This window comes from Rathayibacter sp. AY1A4 (genome assembly GCF_002930955.1).
In the GTDB taxonomy this organism is placed as follows: domain Bacteria; phylum Actinomycetota; class Actinomycetes; order Actinomycetales; family Microbacteriaceae; genus Rathayibacter.
Genome location: NZ_PSTN01000005.1, coordinates 19169 through 33038 on the forward strand (window position 1 = coordinate 19169; position 13870 = coordinate 33038).

A 13870-nucleotide genomic window follows, 5' to 3' on the forward strand; every position below is an offset into this window, starting at 1 on the left:
CCTCCTCGGACGAGGCGCCCGTCCTCGGCGGGAGGGCGGAGGCGGCCCTCCTCGCCCGCGGTCCGGCAGGACGCGGGCGGAGAGGGCCGCCGGGCGCGGATCAGCGGCAGTCGGTTCTCGCCTTGATCCAGTGGGGGTTCAGCGTGTTGTCTCCCTGGGCGGTGATCCCGGCCGCATCGGGCCCGGTGCTGGCACCGGAGCCGATCTTGGTCCACGTGTTCTGCGCCGGGCTGTAGTACCAGATGTCGCCGTTCGCCTTCACGGAGACGTTCCCATCCGCTCCCTGACCGTAGGTGCGGACGAACCCGGAGTTCTCCGGGACGGTCGCGAGCCGGGTGCCGTACTGCAGGACCCCGTCCTTGATCCAGTGGATCTCGAACGTCCCGCCCGGCCGCTGGGTCAGCCCGGCGGCGCTCGGCTCGGTGCTGGCTCCGGTGCCGATCAGGTCCCAGACGTTCCCCTGCGGGTTGTACCGCCAGATGTCGCCGTTCGACTTCACGGCGATCGTGCCGCGGGTGCCGAGGCCGTAGACGCGGACGAATCCGGAGTTGGTCGGCACCGTGGCCGTCGCGGTGCCGTACTGCAGGACTCCGTTCTTGATCCAGTGGACGTTCAGGGTCCCGGCCACGTTCGCGGAGATGCCGGCCGCGCTCGGCTCGGTGCTGGCGCCGGTGCCCAGAAGGGTCCACTCGTTGGCCTGGCGGTTGTACCGCCAGACGTCGCCGTTCGCCTTGATGGAGACGTTCCCGTCCGCGCCCTGACCGTAGGTGCGGACGAATCCGGAGTTGTTCGGAACGGTCGCGAGCGCCTTGCCGTACTGGAGGACTCCGTCCTTGATCCAGTGCGCGTTGTAGGTTCCGTCCGGCTGCTGCGTGAGCCCGGACGTGCTGGGCTCCATGGAGGCGCCCGTGCCGAGCTTCTGCCAGCCGTCCGACCGCCGGTACTGCCAGATGTCGCCGTTCGCCTTGACGGAGACATTGCCGTTCACACCCTGCGAGGAGGTGTGGATGAATCCGGAGTTCTCGGGAACAGTGGCGAGGCCCGTGCTGTACTGCAGGTCGCCGGTCTGGCGGACCGGGAACGGGGCGTTCGTCTTCGCCGAGCCGCCGAAGGCGAGGGCCGAGCCGGTCGAGGGGCCCGCGATGACGCCGCCGACCGGGATGGTGGCGACTCCGTTCGCGTCGGTCACGAAGGTGTCGGTCCCGCTCCCTCCGAAGCGGAAGCCGGGCGGGGTGTTCACCCGCACAGGGACGTTCGCGACGTTGCCGCCGGTGAGGGTCAGCGTGATCGGCGCCGTGTTGGGCGTGCACGCGATCATGGTCGGGATGGAGCTGAACACGAGGGTCTGCGTGGCAGAGGCGGCGGCGGCCGGGGTGGCCGTCGCTGCGGCGATCACGGGCAGGGACCAGGTGGCGCCGGCGACGACGGTGCGTCGCCTCAGCGGACCCTGCTCAGCGGGAGAGTTGTCGGAAGTCACAGTGAAGCTCCTCGGTCTGTCTTCTCGCCGGCGGCCTGCTCGGAGGACGGTCGTCGTCCGCTCGGCCGCTTCGGCGGGTACGACGGGCGCCGTACCGCTGGGGAGTCTTCCCGCGGGCGGGCGGTCGGCCCAAGCGCTCGGGGGCAGGTGAGGAGGAAGTGGCGCTGCCGTGAGGAGGGAGTGGTGAGCTCCGGCGCCGCTCCGAGTCGCGACAGCCCTCCCGACCGGGTGCTCCCGTCGGTCGCCCGTCGCCGCCGGGGCGCCGCCGGTGCGATGAGCGGGAGCGCAGCCGTCCGCTGTGACCGGTCCGGTGACAAACGGAGCACGCGCGGGCTGCGAATCACTCCCGTGGTGAGGCGTCAGCGTGCCCGCGAGGAGGGGGCGCCCGATGAGGTCGAGATCGGCCGAGATGTACCGGCGGATGGCCGAGCACTGGAACGGCGTGGAGGCCCGTTCTGGACTGCGGGTCGAGGCGACGGGCTCGCTCGGCTTCGAGATCGCCAGACTGTGGATCCCCGGTGGCTGCGTTCTCGAGCAGAAGCCGCAGTCGCGCTGCCCGCCGGGCGCGCATCTGCTGCTGGTCGTCGAGGGCGGAGGACGCATCCGACAGGACGGACGGATGCTCGAGTGCGGCAGTGGTGATCTGGTGGTCATCGACGCGGAGCCGCGGACCGGGGCGCGCTTCCCCCGCTCGACCGTGATCTACGCCTGGGTGCTCGGCGAGCGGGCGCTGGAGCAGCGCTGGATCACGGAGCGCTTCGGCGAGGTCCTGCCCGTCGCCGGCTGCTTCCTGGCCCCGGCGCGGGCGCTGATGAACGGTCTCCTCGACGGCGACCCCGCTCTGGCGGAGCAGCCCGCCGTCGCCCGGGCGGGCGAGGCCTTCCTGAAGGAGCTGGTCGAGGGCTCCGCACCGCGCAGGCGTCCCCGCGCCGAGGACGTCTACGGGGAGGCCATGGCCCTGATCGAGGAGCGCCACCGCGATCCCGCCTTCACCGCCGCCCGGCTCGCCCGCGAGCTCCTGGTGTCGGAGCTGACGCTGGCTCGCGCGTTCTCCTTCCTCGGGCGGACGGCCGACGACGAGCTCGAGCGGCGCCGGGCGGGCACCCTCCTGCTCCTGATCGGCGGGCGGTCCCTGGCGACGGCCGACTTCGCGCGCGCGGCCGAGGAGGCGGGCTTCGCCTCCGAGGGGAGCGCTCGCCGCGCGCTGTGGCGGCTCTCCCAGCGCCGCTGACCGGGACGGTCCCCGTGGCCGTCCTCCCGGTCCGGCGGCGGCGTGCGGCCGGATTCCGAGCGCGAGGCGCGGAGGCCTGGGAGATCCGTGCGAACGTCCGGCGGTGATCGACAGATGAGGGATTCTGTTCCTTCGACGCGGAGGAGGCGGGAGATGGGGGCCGCAGAGGAGCGGATGCAGGAGTTCATCGGCGCGTGGGACGAGCCGCAGGCGGGCGCCCGGGGACTCCGCTGGGATGCTGCGTACGGGCCGGGCCTCCGGGTGACGCGGGTCTGGGCGCCGGAGGGGATCAGGGTCGACCGTCCGCCGGCGTTCGACCGGGCTGCCGAGTCCGAGGAGGTGCACGTGTCCCTGATCGTGGAGGGCGGGGGAGACATGATCCTCGAGGAGGGCTCGCTCGAGGCGGTGCCGAACAGCGTCCTCGTCCTCGAGGCGAGGACCGCGGCACGCATCGACTACCGGCGGCCCACCCTCTCGTACACCTGGAGCTTCGACGCCGCCGTGCTCGAGCACCGGTGGGTCCGCGAGCGGATCAACGAGGTCGTGCCGGTGCGCGAGTCGGTCTGGACGCCTGCCCGTGCCCTCGCCAACAGTCTGATCGAGGGCGATCCGGCCGTGCTCGGGGCCGCCGGCGTGAGGCGGGCGAGCGAACTGCTCCTGGAGGGGATCGTCGAGCACAGCGCTCCGCGGGTCCGGACCCGGAGCGCCGACCAGGTCTACGCGGAGGCGATCCCGGTGATCGAGGCGCGCCACCGCGACCCGGCGTTCTCCGCCGCGGTGCTCGCCCGGGAGCTGCTCGTCTGCCCCCGCATGCTCGCGCAGGCTTTCGCGTTCCTCGGCCGCACGCCGGCGGAGGAGATCGAGACGCGCCGGGCGGGCACCCTCCGGCGCCGGATCGGCCTGCGGCGGCGGGGCCCTGCCGACTTCGCCCGCCTCGCCGAGGAGTGCGGCTACGCCACCCGCGAGCAGGCCGCGCTGACGCTCAGCCGCTCCGCCTCCTGAGGCCGACGGAGCGCCCCGGACACGACGGCGCCCCCTCGTCCGCGGAGGGACGAGGGGGCGCCGGGGGAGATCGGGCGGGAGCCCGGTCAGGTCTTGCTGCGGGCCATGACGGCGCGCTGGAGGAGGACGAAGACCAGGAGGATGCCTCCGGTGATGATCGTGGTCGCCTCCGGCGGGATGCCGCCGTCGCGGGTGATCAGGACGTTCATCAGTCCGAGCACCAGGGCGCCGACCACCGAGCCGAGCACGAAGCCGACGCCGCCGGTGAGCAGCGTGCCGCCGATGACGGTCGCCGCGATGGCGTCGAGCTCCCAGCCGGTGCCGGTGATGTTCTGCGCGCTGCCGAGGCGGGCGGTGTAGACCACACCGGCGAGACCGGCGAGGGTGCCGCTGATGATGTAGATGAACAGCTTGGTCCGCACCACCGGGAGGCCCATCAGGGCCGCCGACTGCTCGGAGCCGCCCATCGCGTAGACCGTGCGGCCCAGGCGGGTGCGGTGGAGCACGAAGAACGCGCCGGCCACGACGAGGATCGCGATGATCACGCCGGGGCTGATGACGAAGTCGTTGACCTTGGGGCCGTCGATCAGCTTGATCGGCGTGGCCAGGCTCAGCACGGCCGAGTCCTCGGGGAGGCGCTCCGGGACGGTGCTCAGCATGGAGGCGAGACCGCGGGCCAGGAACATCATCGCGAGCGTCGCGATGAACGGCTGCACGTTGAAGTACTGGATCAGGACGCCGGAGATCACGCCGAACAGTGCGCCGATCACGACCATCAGGACCATCACGAGCCAGGGGTTCCAGCCGGCGTTGATCAGGAGCACGCCGCTCACGCTGCTGAACGCGATCACCGCGCCGACCGAGAGGTCGATGCCGCCGGTGAGGATCACGAAGGTGAGGCCCACGGCGAGGATGATCAGGTGCGCGTTGTTGACCAGCAGGTTCGAGATCGTGCTCGCCTGCAGGATCCGGCCGTAGGCGGCCTCGCCGTAGACGATCATCCCGAAGAAGATGATCAGCGCGGCCAGGGTGGGCAGCTTGTCCAGGTGCTGGCTCAGCCAGCCGCGCGCCCCGGAGGTGCGCTTGGTGCTCGCCGGAGGGGCGGAGCGGGTCATCACGGCACTCATGCGGGGATCGCCTCTTTCTGCGGGACGCTGCGGCGCGCCTCGCGACGGGACTTGAAGGCGGAGCGGACGCGCTCGGACTGCAGGAGGCAGAGCGCGACGATGACGATCGCCTTGAAGGCGGGCGTCGCGGAGGACGAGACTCCGAGGAACACGACGGTCTTGTCGAGGGTGGCGATCAGGATCGCGCCCACGGCGGCACCGGTGATGTTGAACTTGCCGCCGGCGAGCGAGGTGCCGCCGATGACGACCGCGAGGATCGCGTCGAGCTCGAGCTGGTAGCCGGTGCGCGAGACGTCGACCGTCATCACGCTCGCCGTGGCGAACACGCCCGCGACTCCGGCGAGGATCCCGCTGCCGATGTAGGCGGTCATCAGCAGGCCCCGGCGGTTGATGCCCGCGAGGCGGGCCGCCTTCGGGTCCATGCCGATGGCCTCGATCATCAGGCCGAGCGCGCTGCGGCGCACCAGGACTCCGACGACCACGACGATCGCGATGGCGAGGAGGAACACGACCGGGAGCCCGAAGACGTACCCGTTCGCGAGCCAGCGGAAGGGCTCGTTGGTGGCGGCGGTGTTCTGGCCGCCGGTAATGACCTTCGCCAGGCCGCGGCCCGCGAGCATCACGACGAGCGTGCTGATGAAGGGCTGGAGGCCCACCACCGAGACGAGGACGCCGTTCACGGCTCCGAGCACGGCGGCCACCAGGAGGGCGACCGCGAAGGCTCCCGCTGCCGCGCCGAGCGAGTCGGGCGCTCCCGCGGAGTTGAGGAACTCCATCGAGACGGCGCCGGCGACGACCATGATCGAGCCGACCGAGAGGTCGATGCCCCCGGTCGCGACGACCAGGCACATGCCGACGGCGATCATCAGGATCGGAGCGGCGGCGCGGGCGATGTCGATGACGTTGCCGACGAGGTAGCCGGTGGTGGGGCTGACCGAGACGGCCAGGTAGCCCGGGTCCTTGACGACGTTGACGAGGAGGAGCAGGGCGATCGCCACGACTCCCCAGAAGTACTGGCGGCGGATGATCCCGCCGAGGACGGATCCCCGGGCGGGTCGGGTGTCGCTGCTCATGATGCGGCCTCCTGCGTGGCGCTCTCGAGGACGACGACGTCCTCGTCGACGACTCCCTCTGCGGCGATGGTAGTGACGATCGACTCCGCAGTGACAGCGGGACCGTTGAGGATCTCCGCGATCACGCGGTGGTCCTTCAGGACGATGATGCGGTCGCTGAGGCGGACGACCTCGTCGAGCTCGGACGAGATGAAGACCACGGCGACGCCCTCGCCGGCGAGGGCGACGACCTTCTCCTGGATCTCGGCCTTCGCTCCGACGTCGATGCCGCGGGTTGGCTCGTCGAGGATGAGGATCTCGGGGGCGGTGGCGAGCCAGCGGCCGAGGAGGACCTTCTGCTGGTTGCCGCCGGAGAGCTTGCTGATCGGGCGGTCGGGGTCGGCCGGGCGCACGTTGAGCTCGACGAGGTACTTGCCGACGATCTCGTCCTTCTCCTTCTTGGAGAGGGGGCGGGCCCAGCCGCGCTTGGCCTGCACGCCGAGGATGAGGTTCTCGCGGACCGAGAGGTCGCGGATGATGCCCTCGTCGCGGCGGTTCTCGCTCGAGAACGCGATCTTGTGGGCGAGGCCGGCGGTCGGCGTCGGGACGTCGATCTTCTTGCCGTGCATCGTGATCTCGCCGGTGTCGGGCTTGTCGACGCCGTAGATCAGGCGCGCGAGCTCGGTGCGGCCGGAGCCGAGGAGCCCGGCGAAGCCGACGACCTCGCCGCGGTGCAGCGTCAGGTCGGTGCTCTCGATGGAGCCCTTCTTGCCGATGCCCTTCGCGGTGTAGAGCGGGGCGTCGCGGTAGAGGTGGTCCTGGCTCTCGCGCTCGGAGTCGAGGGAGCGCAGCGCCGCGATGTCCTTGCCGATCATCTTCGAGATCAGCGAGGTGCGGTCGAGCTCGTGGGTCAGGTACTCGCCGACGAAGGTGCCGTTGCGCAGCACCGTCAGGCGGTCGCTGATCGCGTAGACCTGGTCGAGGAAGTGCGAGACGAAGAGGATCGCGACGCCCTCCGCGCGGAGGCGGCGGATGACCACGAAGAGGTTCTCGACCTCGTTCGCGTCCAGGCTCGAGGTCGGCTCGTCGAGGATGAGCACCTTGGAGTCGCTCACCGTCGAGCGGCTGATCGCGACCAGCTGCTGCATCGCGATCGAGAGCGAGGCGAGCGACTGGCGCGTGTTGAGGTGGCCGAGGCCGAGCTTCTCGAGCGCGACCTTCGCGGCCTGGTGCGTGGCCTTCCAGTTGATGCCGAAGGGTCCGCGGACCTCGTAGCCGAGCATCACGTTCTCTCCGATGGAGAGGTTCGTGACCAGGTTGACCTCCTGGTACACGGTGGAGATGCCCGCGGCCTGCGAGTCGGCGGTGCCGGTCAGGCGACGGGTCTCCCCGTCGATCACGATGTCTCCGCTGTCGATGCGGTAGACGCCGGTGAGGGCCTTGATGAGCGTGGACTTGCCGGCGCCGTTCTCACCCATGAGGGTGTGGACCTCGCCCGGGAACAGGCGGAAGTCGACGCCGTCGAGGGCTTTCACGCCGGGGAAGCTGATCGAGATGTTCTTCATCTCGACGATCGGAGGCGAACCTGTCATGTCGCGTCGTTCCGTTCTCGAGCGGGGCGCAGCCGAACAGGTGCGCCGAAGGGTCGGAGCGACCGGGGCCGGCGGAGAGCCGGCCCCGGTCGCTCCGGGGGAGTGGTGCCGCGTCGAGGACGACGCCGGGCGACCGGTGGTGCTGAGCGACTAGAACTTGCGGTCGGGCAGCGCGGTGGTGGCGGCCTCGGGCGAGTCGAAGGTCTCGCTCGGGACGACGATCGAGGACTCGACCGTCTCGCCGGCCAGGGTCTTCTCGACCGCGTCGAGGGCGGTCTCGCCGAACAGCGGGTTGTACTCGGCGACGAAGCTCAGCTCGCCGTCGGCCAGCGCCTGCAGGGCGTTCTTGGTGCCGTCGATCGTGGCGATCTTGACGTCGGTGCCGGGGGTGAGGCCGGCCTCCTGGACGGCCTGGACGGCGCCGAGACCCATCTCGTCGTTCTGTGCGAAGACCAGCTGGACGTCGTTGTTGTTCGACTTCAGGACGGTCTCGAAGACGCTCTTGGCCTCTTCGGTGGACCAGTTCGCGGTCTGCGCGCCGATCTTGGTGAACTTCGAGTCGGCGCCGATGACCTCGTCCCAGCCCTCGTTGCGCTCGTTGACGACCGAGACGCCCGCGGGGCCCTCGAGCGTGAAGTACTTCGCGCCGCTCGGGAAGGTGGTCTTGGCCCAGTCGGCGACCGAGGTGCTGACCGCGATGTTGTCGGGCGCGATGCGGGTCACGTAGAGGTCGGTGTTGTCCGGCTCGATGCCGCGGTCGATCAGGATGACCGGGATCTCGGCCTCCTGGGCGCGCTCGAGCGAGTCCTCCCAGCCGGAGCCCTCCGTGGCGGAGAGCAGGATGATGTCGACGCCCTCGTCCACGAAGGAGGTGAAGGAGTCGATCTGCGACTTCTGGTCTCCGTTGGTGGCGGGTGCGTACTTCAGGTCGAAGCCGGCGTCCTTGGTGAACGTGTCCTCGATGTTGGTCTCGTTCGCCTGGCGCCACGCGCCCTCGGGGCCGACGGCCACGAAGCCGACGGTGGTGAGGTCACCGCTCGAGCCGGAGCCCGAATCGGTGCCGGAACCGCCCGAGCAGCCCGCGAGTCCGAACGCGAGTGCGCCGACTGCTGCGAAACCCAGGAACTGGCCGATACGCCTCGTCTTGGACATAGATCTCCTCCTTGAGATCGCGGGCACGAAGAGCGCGCCCGAGATGGTGGACCCCGAAAGGGCCTCGAATGCGGGCCTAGCGGCCCGAGGTGCGGTGAGTGCAGGATGTGCAGTGGGCGCCGGCCGAAGCAGCGCCACGTCGAAATGTTACCGTGAACAATTCTTGTGACGCAACAGCACGGCGGTGCGCTTCGGTAACGATCCGGTCGCGGGGCCCGCAGGGCCCGATGGCAACCCTCTGCCCGGTGGTCGGGCCCGGGAGTAGCTTCCCTGGCCATGATGCTCCCTCGATCGCGCTCCGTCCCCGCGACGGCCGCGACGGCGGCCCTCGTGCTCGCGCTCTGCGGATGCTCCGCGGACGGCACGGCGGCCCGCCGCGCGGCCGACGCCTTCCTCTCCGCGCTCGCCGACGGCGACGGCGCCGCGGCGTGCGCGCTGCTCACCGGCTCCGCCCGCGAGGCCGTGGAGGACCGGGAGGGCGACTGCCCCGGCGGCGTGCTGGAGCTCGGGATCGCGGAAGACGGAGCAGGGGACGCCGAGGTCGACGGCCGGGCGGCGATCGTGCGCTCCGGCGGCACCGCGGTGTTCCTCACCCCGGGCGACGACGGCTGGCTGGTGCGCGCGGCGGGGTGCACGCCGGTGGCGGACGCGCCCTTCGACTGCGTCCTGGACGGGAGCTGACGTGCGCACCGCTTCCGCCCTGTACTACGCCGTGATCGTGCTCGGCCTGATCGGGTTCTTCGCCGTCGGGATCCTCGGGAGGTGAGCCGGATGCGCCGCTTCCTGCGCGAGAACGGACTCTCGCTGTTCTTCCTCGCGATCTTCCTGCTCGCTCTCCTCGGGCAGTCGTTCGCCGGGCTCGCCGCGTACAACGACACCCAGGTCGCGGAGGGGCTGCGGGAGGTCGGCTACTGGCGCTTCGTCACCTCCTCCGACTTCGCGATCGACGTCGCCGAGAACTGGCAGTCGGAGTACCTCCAGTTCTTCCTCTACATCGGCGCGACCGTCTGGCTCGTGCAGCGCGGCTCGCCCGAGTCGAAGCGGGTGGGCGAGGAGGGCCTCGAGACCGACGAGCAGCAGAAGGCGGGGGCGTCCGCGGAGGACGACTCGCCGCCCTCGGCGTCCGCCGGCGGCCTGCGGCAGGCGCTGTTCTCGCACTCGCTGCTGCTGGTGATGGGGGCGGTGTTCCTGCTGTCCTGGGCGGCGCAGTCGGTGACGGGCGTCGTGGCCTACAACGAGGAGCAGCTGACGAGCCTGGAGGCGCCCGTCGACTGGCTCGGCTACGTCTCCTCCGCCGACTTCTGGAACCGGACGCTCCAGAACTGGCAGTCGGAGTTCCTCGCGGTGGGCAGCATGGCGGCGCTCGCCGTGTTCCTGCGCGAGCGCGGGTCGAGCGAGTCGAAGAAGGTGGGCGATCCGCACGGACGGACGGGGATCTGAGTGGTCAGGGTGCGTCGGATCGGACGCGGATCTCGTCGCCCTCGAGGGCGAACCGCAGGGACGTGCCGATCGGGAACCGCTCGCGCAGGGCCTCCGGCGCCGCCGACGTCACGGTGAACTGCGCGACCGCGGGGAACGCTCCGGCCGTGCAGCCCTGGAAGAACAGGCCGTCCTGCGGCTCGGCGGTCCGCACGATGGAGAGGCACGAGCCGGCGCTCGAGGAGCGGCGCTGCCGGACGACGGTGAGCCCCGTGTCGGCGGGCAGGCTCTGCCGCACGACGGTGAGCCCGCCGAAGTCCTCGGTGGTGACCGATCCGTCGAACCCCAGTCCCTCCCAGCCGGGGAGGTCGGTGCCGTTCGACAGCGGCAGCACGGCGACCTCGCGGCCGGGCGGTGCGTCCTCGGCGGTGGCGAGGAGGGTGGCCCCCGCGGCGACGGCGGCCGTCGCGGCCAGCGCGGCGGGGAGGAGGAGGCCGCGCCGACGGGAGCGGCGGGGCGGGACGTGGCCGCGGGGGTCGGACGCCTCGTCGGCGGAGGCGTCCGCGGGAGGTGCCGCGTCCTCCGGCGCCGCGTCCCGGGAGACCGCGGGAACCACCGCGTCCGGCAGTGCGGTGCCGAGGGCGGGACGGACGCGGGCCTCGAGCGCGGAGAGCCGGGCGAGCGCGCCGGGGTCCCGCTCGATGTCGGAGCCTCGGCCGTAGGCGCGCCGCTGCAGCTCCGCGAGCTCGTCCGGTCGCTGATCGTCCACCCCCGGATCCTCGCAGGCCCGGCGCCCGAGCGGGACCCGCCGGCGCGTCGAGGTCCTGGCGGTCGAGCAGCCCGGACGGCTCATCGAGACCCGGTGGACGGTGCGGCCGCTCGGCTGGCGGGGGAGGTCAGTCGTCGTCGTCGTCGAGGTCGTCGTCGCGGTCGGCGGCGATCATCTCGACGATCGTGTCGACGGTGAGCCAGGGGCCGTTGCTGACCTCGCCGATCTTCTCGCGGTCCTTGAACACGACGATGCGGTCGCTGAGGCGCACCACCTCCTCCAGCTCGGACGAGATGTAGACGACGGTCACCCCCTCCTTCGCGAGCTGCGCGATGTGCGCCTGGATCTCGACCTTCGACGCCACGTCGATCCCGCGCGCCGGCTCGTCGAGCACGAGCAGCCGCGGACGGGTCGCGAGCCACCGCGCGAGGACCACCTTCTGCTGGTTGCCTCCGGAGAGGTACTTCACCGGGATGTCCGGGTCGGCCGGCGAGATGTTCAGCGCCTCGACGTAGGTGCGCACCAGGGTGTCGGTCTCGGCGGCCGACAGCGGGTGCGCCCAGCCGCGCAGAGCCTGCAGGCCCAGCACGAGGTTCTCGCGGAGGGAGAGGTCGCCGATGATCCCGTCCTCGCGGCGGTTCTCGCTCGAGTGGGCGATGCGGTGGCGCAGGCCCGACACCGGGTCGGAGATGCGGGCGGGCTCGCCGTCGATCAGCACCTCGCCGGTGTCCGGCTTCTCGACCCCGCTCACCAGCGACGCCAGCTCGGTGCGCCCCGAGCCGCGCAGGCCCGCGAAGCCCACGATCTCGCCGCGGTGCAGCTCCAGATCGGTCGGGCCCACGGCGCCGCGGCGACCGATCCCGTGCGCGCGGTAGATCGCCGGGCCGACCGGCTGGCGGCGGTGCTCGCGGCGGTCGGAGCCGATCTGCCGCAGCGCGTCGATGTCCTTGCCGATCATCTTCGCGATCAGCTCGGCGCGGTCCATGGTGTGCGCCGGGTACTCGCCGACGGTGCCGCCGTCGCGGAGCACCGTCAGCCGGTCGCTGAGGGTGAGGACCTGCTCGAGGAAGTGCGAGACGAACAGGATCGCGACGCCCTGGTCGCGCAGCCTCCGCAGCACCGTGAAGAGGCGGGCCACGTCGCTGAGGTCGAGGCTGGAGGTGGGCTCGTCGAGCACGAGCACGCGTGGACGGTCGACCATCGCGCGGCTGATCGCGACCAGCTGGCGGATCGCCGGCGAGAGCGAGCGCAGCGGCAGGTGCGGATCGAGGTCCTCCAGGCCCAGCTCGGCGAGCATCTCGGCCGCGCGGTGGTGGGTGCGCGACCAGGAGATGCCGAAGCGGCCGCGGACCTCGTGGCCGAGCATCACGTTCTCGCCGATGCTGAGGTTGTCGGTGAGGCGCTCGTCCTGGAACACGGCCGTGATGCCCGCTGCCTTCGCCTCCGCCGGGCCGCTGAAGCGCCGGGCGACGCCGTCGACGAGGATCTCGCCCGCGTCGGGCTGGTGGATGCCGGTGAGCGTCTTGATCAGCGTGGACTTGCCCGCGCCGTTCTCGCCCATCAGTCCGTGGATCTCGCCCGGCACCAGCCGCAGGTTCCCGTCCTTCAGAGCGGGTCCGGAGGCGAAGGAGACGCGGATGCCGGTCATCTCGACGACGGGTGCCGCGGAGCTCCGGGTCGTCCTCGATGAGATCGCCACGTGCCGTCCTCGGTTCGTGTGCGGCGCGCCGTCAGGGTCCGGCGTGCCAGGGGCTGCCGCCGATGATACGCGAGCGCATGCGGCGGGACGGGAACAGGAGGGTCACGATCGGGGAGCGGCCGTGGAGGAGCGGATCACCAGCTCCGTGGGGATCCGGGTGCGCTGCGGGATCTCCTGGCCGCGGATCCTCCCGTGGATCACCTCGGCGACCGTCGTCCCCAGCTTGTCGAAGTCCTGGCGGACCGTCGTCAGCGGCGGGAGGAAGTGGCGGGCGGTGGGCAGGTCGTCGAAGCCGACGATGCTCATGTCCTCGGGCACGCGGATCCCGCGCTCGACGAGGCCGTGGATCACTCCGAGCGCCATCTCGTCGTTCGCGACGACCATCGCGGTGAAGTCGGGCACCGACTGCAGGCTCGCGGCGAAGTCGTACCCGGAGTCCGGGGTCCAGTCGCCGATGACGATGGGGCGCTCGTGCATCCCCCACGACTTCGCGCGGCTGTGGAAGGCGCGCTCGCGGGCGCGCGCGTCGAGCCAGTCGAGGGGGCCGGAGAGGTGCAGCACGTCGCGGTGGCCGAGGTTGCCCAGGTGGTCGACGGCCTGGAACATGCCGGCCTGCTGGTCGACCGAGACGGTGAGGAAGCTCGGATCCTTGTCGCTCTTCACCACGAGCGTCGGCACGCCGATCTCGACGGTGCGGAGGGTCGCCACGGAGGAGGAGCGCGGCGCGATCACGCAGAGCGCGTCGATCCCGAGGCCCATCAGGTGGTCGATCGCGTCGGTGGGGGTCATCTCGAGGTCCGGCCGCAGCGCGACGGAGGTGATCGAGTACCCCTTCTCGCGGGCGGCGCGCTCGATCGCGCGGAGGGTGCTCGACGGCCCGTACTCGGCGCCGCTCTCGATCATCACGCCGATGCGGTCGGTGCGCTGCGTGACGAGGGAGCGGGCGGCGATGTTCGGCCTGTAGTTGAGCTCGTCGACCGCCTCGAGGACCTTCTGGCGGGTCGACTCCTTGATGTTGGGGTGCCCGCTGAGCACGCGCGACACGGTCATGTGCGAGACGCCCGCGACCGCCGCGACATGGCGGAGGTTCGGCCGATCGGCCATGAGAGGACCTCCTCCGCTCCCCGGGCGGGTGAGCCGCGCCACCCCGGCGCGGACGAGGCTCAGAGGGCTCGGCTGCCGGGGGTGGCACCAGCATAGTCAGGCGGGGCCGACCTCCCGGTGGGCGCCTCCTGAGCGGGCGGGCATCGTCCGATCCGCTGCGGCATCCGCGGTGGCGCAGGACGGGCGGGACCGTCCCGGTCGCGTCGCTCTCACTGCGGTCCTCGATGATCGAGGGGGCTCCGGCGC

General features: G+C 71.4%; 12 protein-coding genes. 4 read left to right on the top strand and 8 right to left on the bottom strand.

Annotated features, from left to right (window positions below):
• Positions 1 to 100: 100 nt before the first annotated feature.
• Positions 101 to 1477, bottom strand: a complete 1377-nt coding sequence (locus tag C5B92_RS04560; protein WP_104255594.1) for a hypothetical protein — start codon at positions 1475 to 1477, stop codon at positions 101 to 103.
• Between the two features lie 388 nt (positions 1478 to 1865).
• On the opposite strand from C5B92_RS04560, the gene C5B92_RS04565 reads away from it, so the two are divergent.
• The gene (locus C5B92_RS04565) at positions 1866 to 2708 is read left to right on the top strand and encodes a hypothetical protein (protein WP_104274335.1); all 843 of its coding nucleotides are present in this window, start codon (positions 1866 to 1868) and stop codon (positions 2706 to 2708) included.
• A gap of 153 nt (positions 2709 to 2861) precedes the next feature.
• Positions 2862 to 3710: a hypothetical protein gene (locus tag C5B92_RS04570; RefSeq protein WP_104255596.1), complete on the top strand. Its 849-nt coding sequence runs from the start codon at positions 2862 to 2864 to the stop codon at positions 3708 to 3710.
• An 86-nt stretch (positions 3711 to 3796) separates the two neighbouring features.
• Here C5B92_RS04570 and C5B92_RS04575 read toward each other — a convergent pair whose 3' ends face one another.
• The 4 genes from C5B92_RS04575 to C5B92_RS04590 form a co-directional block, all read right to left on the bottom strand.
• The gene (locus C5B92_RS04575; protein ID WP_104222391.1) at positions 3797 to 4837 is read right to left on the bottom strand and encodes a sugar ABC transporter permease; all 1041 of its coding nucleotides are present in this window, start codon (positions 4835 to 4837) and stop codon (positions 3797 to 3799) included.
• The gene (locus C5B92_RS04580; protein WP_104238658.1) at positions 4834 to 5910 is read right to left on the bottom strand and encodes an ABC transporter permease; all 1077 of its coding nucleotides are present in this window, start codon (positions 5908 to 5910) and stop codon (positions 4834 to 4836) included. The genes C5B92_RS04575 and C5B92_RS04580 overlap by 4 nt, the downstream gene beginning before the upstream one ends.
• Positions 5907 to 7481, bottom strand: coding sequence for a sugar ABC transporter ATP-binding protein (locus C5B92_RS04585; protein ID WP_104222393.1), 1575 nt, complete (start codon positions 7479 to 7481; stop codon positions 5907 to 5909). Before C5B92_RS04585 ends, C5B92_RS04580 begins: the two co-directional genes overlap by 4 nt.
• Before the next feature lie 150 nt (positions 7482 to 7631).
• The gene (locus C5B92_RS04590) at positions 7632 to 8633 is read right to left on the bottom strand and encodes an ABC transporter substrate-binding protein (RefSeq protein ID WP_104222394.1); all 1002 of its coding nucleotides are present in this window, start codon (positions 8631 to 8633) and stop codon (positions 7632 to 7634) included.
• A 276-nt stretch (positions 8634 to 8909) separates the two neighbouring features.
• Here C5B92_RS04590 and C5B92_RS04595 point away from each other — a divergent pair, with 276 nt between their 5' ends.
• Positions 8910 to 9314: a hypothetical protein gene (locus C5B92_RS04595; RefSeq protein ID WP_104255597.1), complete on the top strand. Its 405-nt coding sequence runs from the start codon at positions 8910 to 8912 to the stop codon at positions 9312 to 9314.
• Between the two features lie 90 nt (positions 9315 to 9404).
• Complete coding sequence (locus C5B92_RS04600; protein WP_104227010.1) at positions 9405 to 10073, top strand: DUF6766 family protein; 669 nt, start codon at positions 9405 to 9407, stop codon at positions 10071 to 10073.
• Between the two features lie 4 nt (positions 10074 to 10077).
• On the opposite strand, the gene C5B92_RS04605 is transcribed toward C5B92_RS04600, so the two are convergent.
• The 3 genes from C5B92_RS04605 to C5B92_RS04615 all read right to left on the bottom strand — a co-directional run bounded on the left by C5B92_RS04605 (position 10078) and on the right by C5B92_RS04615 (position 13624).
• Positions 10078 to 10821: a hypothetical protein gene (locus C5B92_RS04605; protein WP_104255598.1), complete on the bottom strand. Its 744-nt coding sequence runs from the start codon at positions 10819 to 10821 to the stop codon at positions 10078 to 10080.
• 127 nt (positions 10822 to 10948) lie between these two features.
• On the bottom strand, positions 10949 to 12469 hold the full coding sequence (locus tag C5B92_RS04610) for a sugar ABC transporter ATP-binding protein (protein WP_104255631.1): 1521 nt from the start codon (positions 12467 to 12469) through the stop codon (positions 10949 to 10951).
• Between the two features lie 153 nt (positions 12470 to 12622).
• Positions 12623 to 13624: a LacI family DNA-binding transcriptional regulator gene (locus C5B92_RS04615; protein WP_104255599.1), complete on the bottom strand. Its 1002-nt coding sequence runs from the start codon at positions 13622 to 13624 to the stop codon at positions 12623 to 12625.
• Positions 13625 to 13870: the final 246 nt, after the last annotated feature.

Coding starts and splice junctions, on each gene's coding strand:
- C5B92_RS04565 (WP_104274335.1), top strand. CDS start 1,866: ATGAGGTCGAGATCGGCCGAGATGTACCGGCGGATGGCCGAGCACTGG.
- C5B92_RS04570 (WP_104255596.1), top strand. CDS start 2,862: ATGGGGGCCGCAGAGGAGCGGATGCAGGAGTTCATCGGCGCGTGGGAC.
- C5B92_RS04575 (WP_104222391.1), bottom strand. CDS start 4,837: ATGAGTGCCGTGATGACCCGCTCCGCCCCTCCGGCGAGCACCAAGCGC.
- C5B92_RS04580 (WP_104238658.1), bottom strand. CDS start 5,910: ATGAGCAGCGACACCCGACCCGCCCGGGGATCCGTCCTCGGCGGGATC.
- C5B92_RS04585 (WP_104222393.1), bottom strand. CDS start 7,481: ATGACAGGTTCGCCTCCGATCGTCGAGATGAAGAACATCTCGATCAGC.
- C5B92_RS04590 (WP_104222394.1), bottom strand. CDS start 8,633: ATGTCCAAGACGAGGCGTATCGGCCAGTTCCTGGGTTTCGCAGCAGTC.
- C5B92_RS04595 (WP_104255597.1), top strand. CDS start 8,910: ATGATGCTCCCTCGATCGCGCTCCGTCCCCGCGACGGCCGCGACGGCG.
- C5B92_RS04600 (WP_104227010.1), top strand. CDS start 9,405: ATGCGCCGCTTCCTGCGCGAGAACGGACTCTCGCTGTTCTTCCTCGCG.
- C5B92_RS04610 (WP_104255631.1), bottom strand. CDS start 12,469: ATGACCGGCATCCGCGTCTCCTTCGCCTCCGGACCCGCTCTGAAGGAC.
- C5B92_RS04615 (WP_104255599.1), bottom strand. CDS start 13,624: ATGGCCGATCGGCCGAACCTCCGCCATGTCGCGGCGGTCGCGGGCGTC.